Below are 13,241 nucleotides of genomic sequence, written 5' to 3'. Positions count from 1 at the left end.
CAGTGAGGAAAGGCGAGCGGCCGCCGTCATGCCAGCCGTAGGCGTGCGCCGGCCGCCTGCAGCCGCTGCACGGCATGCTCGGGGTCGATCAAGACCTCGGGCAGGTAGAGCCCCGGTGCGACCGGTGCGCCGCCCGCGCAGCCCAACAGGCGTTCGACCGCCACTGCAACGCCCATGGCGGTCAACGGCGCTTGCCCCAGCGGGTGCACCAGCTCGAGCCGCCGGCGGCCGGGCCCGCCCTGCTTCAACAGGCCGGCCAGTTCGATGAGGATCTCGGTCGAATACGGCTCGCCCCGGTGGCGACTCGAGCTCTCGCCCAGCACCAGGTCAAAGCGGACGTCGGCGGCACCGGTGGCCGTGGCCAGGCTCATCGTGTCGAGGGGGGCGTAGGCCGTGCCTTCCACCTCGACGCCATCGACGCGACGGAAGCGGCGACGGGCATCGGCCCCGGTCGCCCAGCCCCAACGACCCTGCCGGAGGATCTGGGCATGCGGCGCAGCGGTGGTCAACCGTTCGAAGTCGGCATGCGCCGCGGGCCCGCCAAGGTCCTGCTCGTCGAGCACCGCCCCGATCTCGATGCGCTCCAGCCTCTCAAACTCGCGTGCTGCCTGCAGTGCTGGGAACAAGGCCGCGCCGGCCAGCCAGTGACTCAACATCAGCACCGGGGCGGCCTTCGGGCGGCTGATGAAGCGGGCCACTTCCGGCGCCACCTCGAACGATCCGCTGGAAATGCCAAGCAGTGCGGCACCGGTGGCCTGGGCGTGCCGCATCGCGTGAAGGCCATGGTCCTTGACGAACAGCACCAGCGCGCCATAGGACGTGCCGCTCGCCAGCCCCAGGCCGGGTCGGTCGAGGTCGACCGCCACGGCCGTGACGCCGTCACCCAGTTCACGGGTCAGTGCCTCGGCCTTCCCCAGGTCGCGCCCGCCGATGGCCAGCGGCAGGCTCGGATGCAGGCGGCGCAAGGCCTGGGCGGCAAGCCGCCCGACGGTGCCGGTGCCGCCCACCAGCAGGACGGGACCAAGGGTATGCAGGGTCATCAGGAGCTCCGTTCGATTGAGTCACAGGAGGACAGAGCGGAAAGGCACATGCCGCTGTCACGTTTCGCCTTCATCAACTTACCATCAGTAAGTTACGGACAGTAGATTACGGGAGAAGCGGCTTGTCAAGCAAGCAGCGAAACGCAGGACAATCAGCCCAGTCCGCACCGCTGCGCCGAGATCCGAACCCGATGAACGACACCCCCGCCAAACGGCTGCCGAAGACGCAGCGCCGCGAGCAATTGATCGAGACTGCAATGGCCATCGTGCGCGAAGAGGGCACCGATGCGCTGACGCTGGGCCGTCTGGCCGAGCGCGCCGGCGTCAGCAAGCCCATCGCCTATGAGCACTTCAAGACCCGCTCTGGCCTGCTGATCGCCCTGTACAAGGAGCTCGATGCGCGCCAGGTGGCCGCGCTGCTGCACGCGCTGGAGCGCACCAAGCCGCGGCTGGAAGACGTGGCGCGTGTCGTCAGCCGCGCCTACATGCACTGCTATCTCGAGCTGGGACCGCAGTGGCACGCGATCTCCGCGGCACTGAAGGGCGACGAGCAGATGGACGCCTTCCAGCAGGAGCTGATCGACGGCTACGTGGCCCTCTACTGCGACGCCTTCGCGCCGCTCGTCCGGCTGTCACGCAAGGCCCTGAGGCTGCGCTGTGTCGCCATCATCGGCGCCGGCGAGGCACTTGCGCGCGAGATGCTGCAGGGCCGGGTGGAGGAATCGGCAGCGACTGCCGCCCTCGCGTCGCTCATCGTCGCCTGGCTGGCCGGCGCGGCCTGAGCCGCGCCCCTCGCCCGCCGTGGACAAGCCTGTGGACAAGGCGTGCATGGCGCCGGAACAAGTAGACGCGCTTCTTCTCCATGGCAACGCCGGCGCGCTCTGCAGCCCGGCGCCGGCTGTGGAAAAACCGCGCCACGGGCACAGTCCACAGACGATGTGGATGGAGCTGTGGAAAAGCTGTAGGGGGCGCGCGCCGAGCCGCTGTGGCAGCGGGCTGTCATCAGATTGCCGCAACTTTGTGCAAGGCACTGAAGCCGGTCTGGCGCATGGCCGGCGATGCTAGGCTCGCCGGCATGACGATTCGTATCGAGGCGGCCGATCCGCACTTTTTCACCGATGCCCTGCGTTGCGATTTCAGTTTTTCGATCGAGGCCGAGTTCGATCCGCAGATCGGCCGGCCAGTGGCCAGCAGCTCGCTGAGGCCGCTGCCTCCGCAACGAAAGGCCTATGGCTTTGATCCGGAGGACTACCGCGAGCACCTCGAGGCACCCGACAAGGCGCTGTTGGCCGCACGGCGTGGCGCCACCTTGGCCGGCTACCTGGCGATAAGCACGAACTGGAACGGCTATGCACTGATCGAGGACATCGCCGTCGACGCCGGGGCGAGGCGGCAGGGCGTTGCATCGGCCCTGCTCGATGCGGCGGGCCGTTGGGCCGCCGCCCAAGGGCTGCCGGGGCTGATGCTGGAGACGCAGAACAACAACGTGGCGGCCTGCCGGCTCTACGAACGCCATGGCTTCGTGCTGGGCGGTGTGGATGCCTGGCTCTACCGCGGCGAGCAGCCGGACACGCGCGAGGTGGCCTTGTTCTACTACCGGTGGCTGGACGGCACGCGTCCGGCTTGAGGGCCTCCTCCGGCGTTGCCTGCCGTCGGGCGGGGTAGGCCGCGTCCTACGCCGCGGGGCCCGCGGCGCCGATGCCCGGGCAAGGCGGCGTGGGCTCCAATACAGACAGGCAGGCGGCATCCGGCCGCGCCGGCCCTTCATGGGCGTCTTCCAGCATCCCCTGTAGGAGAACCACATGAACATGCATTCTCGAAGCCACTCCAGCGACAAGGGCAGCGCCAATCGCGATCCCATCACCGGCGCACCGGGCGCCCACCCGGTCGGCACCGGCATCGGCGCCGCTGCAGGCGGCATGGCAGCCGGCGCTGCCGTGGGTACGGTGGCCGGCCCGGTGGGCACAGCCATCGGTGCGGCCGCCGGTGCCATCGTCGGCGGCCTGGCCGGCAAGGGCGTCGCCGAGCGCATCGATCCGACGGTCGAAGACGCCTACTGGCGCGACAACTATGAGCACCGGCCGTATGTGCAGGAAGGGTCGTCCTATGACGACTACGGTCCGGCGTACCGCTATGGCGTGGATCTCTACAACCGCCATCCCGGCATGGGCTGGGACGATACGCAGGCCGACCTGGCCGGAGGCTGGGACAGCGCGCGCGGCAATTCGCGACTGTCGTGGGAACAAGCGCGGCACGCCTCGCGTGACTCCTGGCAGCGCCTGAGCGACCGCGTGGAGCGCGCCATGCCGGGCGACTCCGACCGCGACGGCAAGTGAGTCCCATCGCGACCTGCTAGCCGCTGTGCGCCGGCCTGGACGGCCGGCGCGCTGCCACCGGCGCGGCCCTCAGTGAATCGCCAGCGCCGGTGGCGCCCCTTCCCGGCCGCCTGCGGCCTGGCTCGGCTCAGTGGTAATCGTCCTCGCGCTGATGCCTGACCGCCGCGACCAGCACGGTCTTGTCGTCGACGATTTCGAACAGTGCGACGTAGCCAGCATGGCCGAAGGGAATCACCAGCTCGCGCAGGAACGGACTATCGCCTGCCTTGCGGCAGGTGAACGGCGAGGCACGCAGGGTCTCGATTCCGGCCTTGATCGCGTGCAAGGCCTGTTCGGCAAGATCCAGGTCACCCGCCTCGCGGGCCAGTTCGCGCTCCAGCACGAATTCGAACAGGCGTTCAAGGTCCTCGGCGGCTTCCCGCGTCAAACGAACGTCGTAGCTCACCGTCGCGGTGCGGCCTGCCGCTGCCTGGCCTGCGCAAGACGGCGCTCCAGCGCGGCCACCACCGTGTCCGCCTGCAGATGGTCGCCGCTGCGCTTGGCGTGGTCGAGCGAAGCCAGGCCGCGGGCCAGGAACTCCGCCTGGTTGCGGCGCCGGGCCACACTGTCCCGCACCGCCTTCTCGACGAACTGCGACAGCGTTTCACCGTCGCGGAGCAGGCCTTCGACCTCCTCGCGGAGCTCGGGCTCGACACGGACGGCGGGCATGGTGGCGGTTTTCATGCAAGTCATTGTAGTGCAATTGCGATGCACCTCCTCCGGCCGCGTTCCCCGGCGCTGCAGGTCAGTGATGCATCACGGAGAAGCTGTTGCGGCCCGCCCGCTTGGCGCTGTAGAGCGCTTCGTCGGCCCGCGCAAGCAGCGCCGCCGGGGAGTCTGTTTCCTCGTCGACAATGGCAATGCCGATGCTTGAGGTCACCGTCAGCCGCTCGGTCGGCAGGTTGAACGGAAGCCGCAGCGCCGCGCGGATCTTTTCGGCGACCGCCGACGCCTCGCTGGCCTGGCCCAGCCCCTCCAGCAGGATGACGAATTCGTCGCCCGCCAGCCGGGCCACCGTGTCGGTCGAGCGCACACACGACTGCAGCCGGCGGGCGAATTCGGCGAGCACCAGGTCGCCAGCGGCATGGCCATGCGTGTCGTTGATGGCCTTGAAGCGGTCCACGTCCAGGAAGAGCACCGCCAACTCCCGCTCATAGCGCCGCCGGCGCCGCAGAGCCTCGGCCAGCTTCTCATCGAACTGCCGCCGGTTGGCCAGGCCGGTGAGCGTGTCCACCCGGGCCAGCTGCTGCAGCTGCTGCTCCACTTCCTTCATCGCGGTGACATCGGTGCTGAGCGCGAACAGCCCGGCAACCTCGCCATTCGGCCGGCGGTCGGGGATGTAGACCGTCTTCAGGTGGCGCTCGACGCCCATGGCCTGGGAGCGCATTTCAAACGACACCTTTTCGCCGCGCAGCGCCGCATCGAGATGCTCGCGCCGCTGATCCAGCAGCACCGGGCCGATCACCTCGCCGAGCGGGCGGCCCAGCATCTGCGACGGTGGCACGCCCAGCCAGTCCTTGAAGGTCGCGTTGGCGAAGACGATGCGTTGCCCGGCATCGATGTAGGTGATCAGGGCCGGCAGGTTGTCGGTGATCGCACGCAGCCGCCGCTCGCCCTCCGCACGGGCCTGCTCGGCCTCCTTCAGCGCAGTGACATCGAAGACCAGGACATAGAAGCCCTGCACATTGCCTTCGGTATTCCAGTCGGGGATCAGGTGGGTCTGGTGCTCGCGCGAGCGGGTGTTGCCGCGGCTCACGGCATCGAAGGCCGCGCGCTGGCCTTGCTTCGCGGCAGCGACATGCGGCGCATACACCGCATACAGGGTTTCGCCGATGGCCGAGCGCAGGCTCAGGCCCTCATAGTCATCCGGCAGCTTCAGCAGGCGCTGCGCCGGGCCGTTGACGAAGTGGCAGCGCTCCTCGGCATCGAAATAACCGATCAGGGCCGGCACGTTGTCGGTGACGTCACGCAGGCGCTTGCGCCCGGCTTCCAGCTTGGCTTGCGCCGCCTTGCGGTCGGTGATGTCCCTCAGGAAGGCACTGGCGCCGAAGCCGTCCTCCGCGCGCACACCGGTGATGGAAATCTCGACCGGGATCTCCCGGCCGTCCCGATGCAGGGCCGTCACCTCGATGCGCTTGTTCAGCAAGGGCCCCCGCCCGCTCACCGAAAAGGCGCGCTGGCCAGCGACATGGGCGGCCCGCGCGGCTTCCGGGATCAGCAGCGGGGCGAGGTCCTGTCCCATCACCTCGTTGCGGGTCCAGCCGAACGTCAGCTCGGCCTGGCGATTCCATTCGGTGATCCGTCCCTGCCGGTCCATGCCAATGTAGGCGTCCGGCGCGTGGGTGAGGATGTGGCGGATGCGGGCCTCGCTGTCCTGGCGCTGCGCCTCGGCCGCCTTCAGCCCGGTGATGTCGAAGGAGATCGAATAGAAGCCGCACACGCTGCCGTCGGGCGCGCGGTCCGGCACGAGGTGTTGCTGGAAGGTCTGCCGCCCACTGCCCAGGCGACTCTCGAAGCTGACTGACTGGCCCGCCAGCACCGCACGGATGAAGGGCTGCAGCCGCTCGTGCTCGGCCGGATCCAGCCCGTCGGCCAGCGCCTTGCCGATCAGGGCCCGGGGATCGACCGACAGGGCATGGCGGAAATGGGCGTTCGCGAACAGGTAGCGCTGCGCGGTGTCAAAGTGGGCAATCAGGGCAGGCAGGTTGTCGGTGATCGCGCGCAGTCGCTTCTCGCTCAGCGCCTCGATCTCCAGCTGCCGCGACCGTTGTTCCTGCCGTTCGGCCTGGGACATCAGCGAGCGATAGGCAGCGAAGGCGACCGCCAGCATCAGCAAGCCCGCGCAGCCCTCCGCATACAGCACGGCACGGCGACGCGACTCGGCCAGCGCCACCAGCGACTGGTAGCCCACCTGCTCGCGCTCCTGCAATTCGTGCACGCCCTGCCGAATCTGCTGCATGTACTCGCGACCGACGTCCTGCAGCACCAGCTGGCGAGCCGCCGCCTCGCCCTGGCTGCGGCGCACCTCCACCACCCGTTGCAGTTCAGCCAGCTTGGCGTCCTGCAAGGCACTCAGGGCAGCCAGCCGCTGCAGCGCCAGCGCATCGCCGCGGTACAGCTCGCGCGCGCGCGCCGTCGCTGCCACCACCCGTTCGCGGGCGCCAAGGTAGGGATCGAGGTACTTCTCGAGGCCAGTGATGACAAAACCGCGCTGGCCCGTCTCGGCATCCAGCACGCTGGTGAGCATGGTGTCGAGCGCGGCCAGTCGCCCTGCAGCGGCGTCGCGCAGGTCATCCGTCGCTTCGGCGACGCGGCCGAGATAGAAGCTGCCAGCCACCGCCGCCATCAACAGCACGACCGCGGCCAGCAGCACCCGGGCGAGCTTGCGTTGGACGGAGCCGAGAGTCAAAGGCATGGCTAAGGCGTAGTGAGATCCATCAATTTTGCGACGCGGCCCTCCATCCGAAAGCCCGAACTGAAGGCGAAGCCGAGGCCTGATGACGCGATGCCCCGAAACGCAGGGCCAGGCCGCATGAGTCACTCCAGCAGTGCTGCACCCGGCATGCCAGGCGCCGGCGTGTGGACTGCACGGCACGTCGCCGGCCCGGCCGGGGCAAGCAGGGAGCCGAGCCGAGCCGAAGCCGACAAGCGAGTCAGCCGGGCAACCCGCCTGCGAGCCGCGGATCACCCGACCGCGCTGTGGGCGAAGACGCTGCGTCAGCACCTCCGACACGACGGCGCTGCAGCAGTCACACCGGGAAGGACGGTGCCGCCCCGCGGCCGGCGGGAGACCCTTCAGGAGACGGCGCGGTCGTCACGCCGGCCCCCCTCCGGCACGGACGTGCAACCCCCAGCCATGCGGTTCCCGGTGTGCGGAGTGGCGCTGCCTCTCTGCAACCGTGTGAACAAGTCTGTGGGCAGTCGGTGCACAGCTTCACCACAGTGAGCGCACGCACTCACCACGGGCTCCTGCAGGCGAGGAATGCGCCGTCTGCGACGCTCCACATCGCTGCAACACCAAGCCCTTTTTCTCGCCTCCTGTAGAACTCCACAGTCCGTGTGGATGGCCCTGTGGAAAAGCTGTAGTCGGTGCTCGCGCAGCCTCTGTTGATGCGGGGTGTCATCAGGCTGCCTCATGTTTGTGCAAGCTGCCCGCGCCGCGAGTCTTTCACGGCGCGCCCGACGGCTGGCGTCTCAGGCGGGCCCGGAGGCAGTGGCCGGCAGTGCTGCCGGCAGAGCCGGCGGCTGCCCGCCGGTCGCACTGGGAGGCACCAGCGGTACCGGCACTGGGGAGCCGAGGTGTCGCGGCTGGCGGCCCACCACCAAGTCCAACACGGCACCCACCCTCGCCAGCGCTTCCCGCGCCTGCTGGCGCACCTGCCACCAGCGAGGTGCATCGGCGGCCGCCAGGCCCTGCGCATCCAGCCCAACCCGTGACGCCAGGTAGATGGCCCGCTCCACATGGCTGCGCTGCGAGACGATGAGCACCCGCTGCAAGCCGAACACCTGCCGCGCACGCACCACCGAGTCCAGCGTGCGCAGGCCGGCATAGTCGCAAGTGATGAATGCCGCCGGGATGCCGGCAGCCACCAGATCGGCCTTCATCCTGTCCGGCTCGTTGTAGTCGGGCCGCGAGTTGTCGCCGCTGATCAGCACCGCGCGCACCCGACCCAGCTGCCACAGGCGCACCACCGCGCGAAGGCGCTCGACATAGAAGAAGTTGGGACGCCCCCGGGTTTCGGGCGCCGTGCCGAGCAGCAGCGCCACCGGCTGCGGCCCCGCCGCTTCGGGTGTTGCCGCAATCCGGCCCCGGGCCGCCGACTCCACCTGCCAGTGGGCGTAACCGAGCATGACGCCCGCGGCGGCCAGCCCCACCAGGCCCCCTCGCACGATGCCACGCCGCCAGCTGCGCGCCATGCCGATTCCCATGCCTTCCCTCCAGTGGTTGTCGTCCTGCGCTGCGTGACCGCCCGGCATGTCACCGGCCGCCCGCCCCGCAGCCTCTCATTCCGCCGCCGAAGCCATGCCCTGAGGCAGCTCGGCCCAGTCGGAGCCATGGCGAGCACTCGCATAGAAGCGGATCACCATTGCCTTCACGAGGGGCGATCGCCAAGCCCCGGCCTCCAGGCGGCGCATCACCGTGGCGCTGACGCCGCCACGGTAGACCGCGTCCAGCCGCAGCTTCTCGACCCATTGCGCCTGTTCCTGCGCGCTCAGGGCTTCGAACTCGGTCTGGATCTCGGCCAAGCGCCGGGCACGCCATTCGTCGGACTCCGCACTGGCCAGTCGCGGAGCGGCAGCCCGGGTGCTGGGCGGCGGGTTCTCCAGCGGCGGCGCCTCGGTCTCGCCGAAGCTCGCGGTCTTGCCGAGCAGGATGGACTTCAGATAGGCGCTCTTGTTGAAGATCGTCTTGGAGGCGTGGTGGCTCATGTGGCGCTCCATCGCGTCCAGCGCATGGGTCATGGCCGCATCGCCGTAGCGCTCCAGCAGGGCTTCCGCATCACTCTCCCGAATGCCGAGGCGCGCAGCGCGCAACAGCTGCGAGACATCCGGCGGCTGGGGCTTGTTGGGCAAAGCCTGCGGCGCCTTTTTCCTCACGGCGAACTGCACGTCGGCGATCGCACGGCCCTGCTTGTATTCCAGCAACTCGATCTCGATCTCGCTGACCTCGTTGATCTCGCGGATCGCTGGATTGACGAACTCGTTCTTGAACTTGCGCCACTCGCGTTGCTTGCCCGCTTCCGAGCCTTTCAAGACGTCGACCCACCAGCTCCACGGGTGGCGTGAAGTAACACCCGCCGGGTTGTCCCGGTAGCGCGCGCAAATCTCATACAAGGCCACCGCGGTGTACGTCCCGAGCTGGGCGATCACTTCCAGCTCCAGCCTGGCCCAGCGATGCGGCCCCAGCATCTGTTCCTTGATGGTGGGAGGATAAAACCAGGTCACCCAGTTTTCGCCGGCCTTCTTGTAGAGGCGCACTTCCGCCAACATGTTGAAGATGCGCAGTTCATCGCGAGCCTCCTCGCCAGCGCGCCATTCGAGCAGGGACGGGTCGCGGCCGTCGTTGGGCAACTGCCACTGTTCGCCCTCGGTGAGCGGCCGCCACTCGATCTTGGTGGAGGTCATCTGGTCGATGTAGCGCTTCGCGTCGGTGGCCACGTTGTTGCCCACACCGAACCCCCTCAGGATGGCATTGAGGGGCGCACTGAAGCCCAGATCCCCGGTATCGCCGGCGTTTTGCGCGATGTGCAGCATCACGTTGTAGGCCTTGCGGGCGGTGACGGTCAGGTTGCGGTTCAACGGCACGATGGCCAACGCCGCCACCGGCTTGTTCAGCGTGGTGGGCAGCCCTTCTCTCTTGCGCTTGTTTCCCGCCGGCTCCATACCAGGAAGTATATGTCCAACCGCAAGCGGACATTTTTGGAATCGGGGATCCACAGCGGGTTGGACAGTTCGGCAGCCGGCCGGAAAGGCTGCCAACGCACCGGGGCCGGACTTTCCGGACAGTTCGGCACTCCTGTTGCGCGACGCTGAACCGCAGCGGAACGCGCCGGCAACGAAAAATCAATGGCTTAGCCAGCCTGCGTCACTCGAAAGCCCGGACAGTTCGCAGAATGGCGCCCGCGCCGCAAGGCGCCGGGAAAGCCGGACACTTGCGAGGTGCAGTCCTCAAGCGCCGGGCTCGAAATTCAGGACAGTTGGAGGCCACCCGCGTCTCGGGCGTCGCACCGGGAAGTGCGGACACTTCCGCGCAGCGGCGACCCCCGTTCCGGCCCGAATTCCCGGACACTTCAGCGCCCCGGCACCCTGCTAGAGGAAGGACGCGGTGTGCCCAGGGCACCGGAAAACCTGGACAGTTGGCAACAAGCCGCACGCCATGCGCCCGGCAGCCGCCACCAGCGGCGAAATTGGGTGATCCATCGCCCTCGGCCCCGGAGAAGCAGGACAGTTCCGATCAGCGACGGACAACTTGCACGGTCTTCCCGGACGGGTTTGGGGGTCTTCCCGGACGGATGTCGAGCACTTCCCGGACGCAAGTCGGTATAACTCATTGATTTAAAAGGATTTTTCTCCGCCAAACTCTTAAAGGCTTAAATCTTTTGAAGACCATGGCGGCTGTGGATAAGACCCCGTCTCGCGAACTGTCCTGGAAATCCGACCTTGAGGACAGTCCAAGACGCAGAAAACGCCGGTGTCGCCAAAAGTCGCGTGTGCCATAGAATCCGCAGGTGTCGCGGTCGCCCGCGACAGCGACAAGAAAGGCAGAGAAAGCGAACCTTATGGTGACCGCAGCAAAACCCATCACCCTGGACGCCATTGGCGAACAGGCCGACCGTGTCAAATCGGTCGTTGCGCAAGTCCGGGGGGCCATGCTTGCCCCGAACTCCCGCAAAAAAGCCCCGACCTACAACACCTCACAGCTGATGGCCTTAACCGGCCTCGACAAGTCCCAGGTGGACTATCGAATTCGCAAAGGAGACCTGCCCACCGGCCGGCTCAACAGCACGGGCTCACGCCGTGAGTTCACTCAGCCGGAAGTGCGCCATTGGATCCGGGACATACGTCGAGACGAACTCCGTCCGGAGGGTGCAGAGGCGATCACCATCGCCGTCGGCAATTTCAAGGGCGGCGTCACCAAGACCACCACGGCCCTGACCCTTGCCCAGGGCTTGAGTCTTCGAGGACACCGGGTGCTGGTGATTGACTGCGATCCACAAGGCAGCCTGACCACACTGTTCGGACTGCTGCCCGATTCCGAGGTCAACGTCGACGACACCGTGTTGCCGCTGTTCAGTGGCGCACAGTCTGAAATCGGCTACGCAATCCGGCCGACATATTGGGATGGCATCGATCTGGTCGCAGCCGCCTCGCTGCTGTTCTCGGCGGAGTTTGTGCTGCCCGCGAAGCAGAGCAAGGACCCGAAGTTCGAATTCTGGAACGTGCTGAACTACGGCATCGATCCAGCTCGCCTGGACTACGACGTCATCTTGATCGACACACCGCCCGCTCTCTCCTACACCACCATCAATGCCCTGATGGCCAGCGACGGGATCATCATGCCGCTGCCGCCGAACGCACTGGATTTCGCCTCCAGCGCGCAGTTCTGGGACTTGTTCTCAGACCTGACCACACAGCTGGTCGCGAATCGCGGTGGCGAGAAGGAATTCGCCTTCATCGACATCCTGCTGTCGAAAGTGGACACGAACGATGGCGCGAGCACCTATGTTCGCGAATGGATTTCTGCCGCATACACCGACAAGGTGCTTCCGGTCGAGATCCCGAAAGCGGCGGCTGTCAGCACGTCGAGTGCCGAGTTCGGCACCGTCTACGACAGCAGCCCTGCCAACGCAAGCACCCGCACTTTCAAGCGCGCCTATGAGGCGTACGAGAGGTTCGTTGAACTGATCGAAGACCAGACCCAGGCGTTCTGGCGCCGGCAACTCGGAGCATGACAATGGCTTCTTCTTATCCCACCAAGAAAAAAGGAGCGGGGATCAACTTCGTGTTGCCCACCAGCGGCCTCGATACCCCAGGCGAGGCGGCGACAGAAGGGGCCGCCGCTCCATCGCAACCTGCGCCCGTCGTTCCGCGGGCTGCGCCGCGAACCGGCGTAGGACTGCTCACCACCACTGTTTTCGAGACCAACAAGCTGGAAGGGCGCATCGAGGAGCTTGAATCCGAGGTGGAACGACTGGCTGGCGAACGTGGCGCTCAACGCCTGGATCCTCGCAGCATCGCACCCAGTCGGTGGGCGAACCGGCATCCGGACGCTTTCAGCGGTGAGGCCTTCGACGCGCTCAAACGCGAAATTCTGGACGCCGGGGGCAATGTCCAGCCGATCAAGGTGCGCCCCATTTCCGGGCGCAAGGCCGATGACGATGCAGTGAAGTACGAAGTGGTGTTCGGCCACCGACGGCACCGTGCCTGCCTGGAGCTGGGGCTGCCGGTGCTGGCGGTGGTGGCCGAGCTCGACGATTCCCTGCTCTTCGTGGAGATGGAGCGGGAGAACCGGGGGCGGGAAAGTCTGTCGGCGTGGGAGCAAGGGCGCATGTACCTCCGCGCCATCGAAGAGAAGCTGTTTCCTTCCGCCACCAAGTTGGGTGCCGCCATTGGACGCAGCGTGAGCGATATCGGAAAAGCCATGCGCATCGCGAAGCTGCCGCAAGAGGTGACCAGCGCTTTCCCGTCGCCCAATTCGATCCAGTTCCGGTGGGCAACCGACCTGGAGAGGGCTCTGAACGAGCACCAGGAAGCCGTGCTCGCGGCTGCCCGGGAGATTGGAAAACAAGGCGGTCTGGTACCTGCTGCCGACGTGTTTGCCCGTTTGACCGCATGCCTGCGCACACCACCCAGTGAGTTGGCCTTGCCTCCTTCGCGCTCCGTCCAGCTGCCATCGGGCCAAGCGGCGCTTCTTTCTGTGGATGGGAAAGGGCGCACCGTGATTCAGCTGCCGCCCGACCTGTTTCCTCCTGAGAAGTGGGACGATTTGGCCCGTGCGATCCGCCAGCTGATCGAATGAATCGGCGCTGACTTCAACCTTCGCAGAAGGGGTGGGACGGTCCCACCCCTTTTTCATTGGAGGCGCGCGGTGTGTGGCGATACGAGCGGAGCTGCAGGAGCCGCCCGCACAGTGAGCGCGCGTAGGGGTGGGACCGTCCCACCCCACACCACCCTGCATTGCCACTCAAACCCGATCGCAGGAACCGCCTGCCCCGACCGTGTCCGGCCTGCAAAGCGGGGGTAGGACGGTCCCACCCCTTCCCTATGCATCGTCCCTCACGCCTTGAGTATCCAGTGCTCAACGGGATCGAGACGACGCCAGGCA

11 protein-coding genes are annotated in these 13,241 nt (G+C 67.0%); 5 read left to right on the top strand and 6 right to left on the bottom strand.

The features are described 5' to 3' along the window. Positions 1–26: 26 nt before the first annotated feature. Positions 27–1,040: an NAD(P)-dependent oxidoreductase gene (locus tag N7L95_RS25705; RefSeq protein ID WP_301260472.1), complete on the bottom strand. Its 1,014-nt coding sequence runs from the start codon at positions 1,038–1,040 to the stop codon at positions 27–29. Between the two features lie 191 nt (positions 1,041–1,231). Between N7L95_RS25705 and N7L95_RS25700 the strand changes: the two genes are divergently transcribed. The 3 genes from N7L95_RS25700 to N7L95_RS25690 all read left to right on the top strand — a co-directional run bounded on the left by N7L95_RS25700 (position 1,232) and on the right by N7L95_RS25690 (position 3,376). Then, on the top strand, positions 1,232–1,822 hold the full coding sequence (locus tag N7L95_RS25700) for a TetR/AcrR family transcriptional regulator (protein ID WP_301260471.1): 591 nt from the start codon (positions 1,232–1,234) through the stop codon (positions 1,820–1,822). Positions 1,823–2,115: 293 nt separating this feature from the next. Then, complete coding sequence (locus N7L95_RS25695) at positions 2,116–2,667, top strand: GNAT family N-acetyltransferase (protein WP_301260470.1); 552 nt, start codon at positions 2,116–2,118, stop codon at positions 2,665–2,667. 175 nt (positions 2,668–2,842) lie between these two features. Then, positions 2,843–3,376 (top strand): hypothetical protein, encoded by a 534-nt coding sequence (locus N7L95_RS25690; RefSeq protein WP_301260469.1) that lies wholly within the window; start codon positions 2,843–2,845, stop codon positions 3,374–3,376. A gap of 127 nt (positions 3,377–3,503) precedes the next feature. On the opposite strand, the gene N7L95_RS25685 is transcribed toward N7L95_RS25690, so the two are convergent. The 5 genes from N7L95_RS25685 to N7L95_RS25665 all read right to left on the bottom strand — a co-directional run bounded on the left by N7L95_RS25685 (position 3,504) and on the right by N7L95_RS25665 (position 9,799). Next, positions 3,504–3,821, bottom strand: a complete 318-nt coding sequence (locus N7L95_RS25685) for a type II toxin-antitoxin system RelE/ParE family toxin (protein ID WP_301260468.1) — start codon at positions 3,819–3,821, stop codon at positions 3,504–3,506. Then, positions 3,818–4,099, bottom strand: a complete 282-nt coding sequence (locus N7L95_RS25680; RefSeq protein WP_301260467.1) for a YlcI/YnfO family protein — start codon at positions 4,097–4,099, stop codon at positions 3,818–3,820. The genes N7L95_RS25685 and N7L95_RS25680 overlap by 4 nt, the downstream gene beginning before the upstream one ends. Positions 4,100–4,160: 61 nt before the next feature. Then, positions 4,161–6,830: a PAS domain-containing protein gene (locus N7L95_RS25675; protein ID WP_301260466.1), complete on the bottom strand. Its 2,670-nt coding sequence runs from the start codon at positions 6,828–6,830 to the stop codon at positions 4,161–4,163. 779 nt (positions 6,831–7,609) lie between these two features. Beyond that, on the bottom strand, positions 7,610–8,344 hold the full coding sequence (locus N7L95_RS25670; RefSeq protein ID WP_301260465.1) for a SanA/YdcF family protein: 735 nt from the start codon (positions 8,342–8,344) through the stop codon (positions 7,610–7,612). A gap of 75 nt (positions 8,345–8,419) precedes the next feature. Beyond that, positions 8,420–9,799, bottom strand: coding sequence for a replication initiation protein (locus tag N7L95_RS25665; protein ID WP_301260464.1), 1,380 nt, complete (start codon positions 9,797–9,799; stop codon positions 8,420–8,422). 896 nt (positions 9,800–10,695) lie between these two features. On the opposite strand from N7L95_RS25665, the gene N7L95_RS25660 reads away from it, so the two are divergent. Both N7L95_RS25660 and N7L95_RS25655 read left to right on the top strand, forming a co-directional pair. Next, entirely contained in the window at positions 10,696–11,868 is a 1,173-nt protein-coding gene (locus tag N7L95_RS25660; RefSeq protein ID WP_301260463.1) for a ParA family protein, read from the top strand. Between the two features lie 2 nt (positions 11,869–11,870). Then, the gene (locus tag N7L95_RS25655) at positions 11,871–12,935 is read left to right on the top strand and encodes a ParB/RepB/Spo0J family partition protein (RefSeq protein ID WP_301260462.1); all 1,065 of its coding nucleotides are present in this window, start codon (positions 11,871–11,873) and stop codon (positions 12,933–12,935) included. The last annotated feature ends 306 nt before the right edge of the window (positions 12,936–13,241 follow it).

The organism is Eleftheria terrae (assembly GCF_030419005.1).
Classification (GTDB): Bacteria; Pseudomonadota; Gammaproteobacteria; order Burkholderiales; family Burkholderiaceae_C; genus Caldimonas; species Caldimonas terrae.
This window is presented reverse-complemented; position numbering and strand designations above follow the sequence as displayed.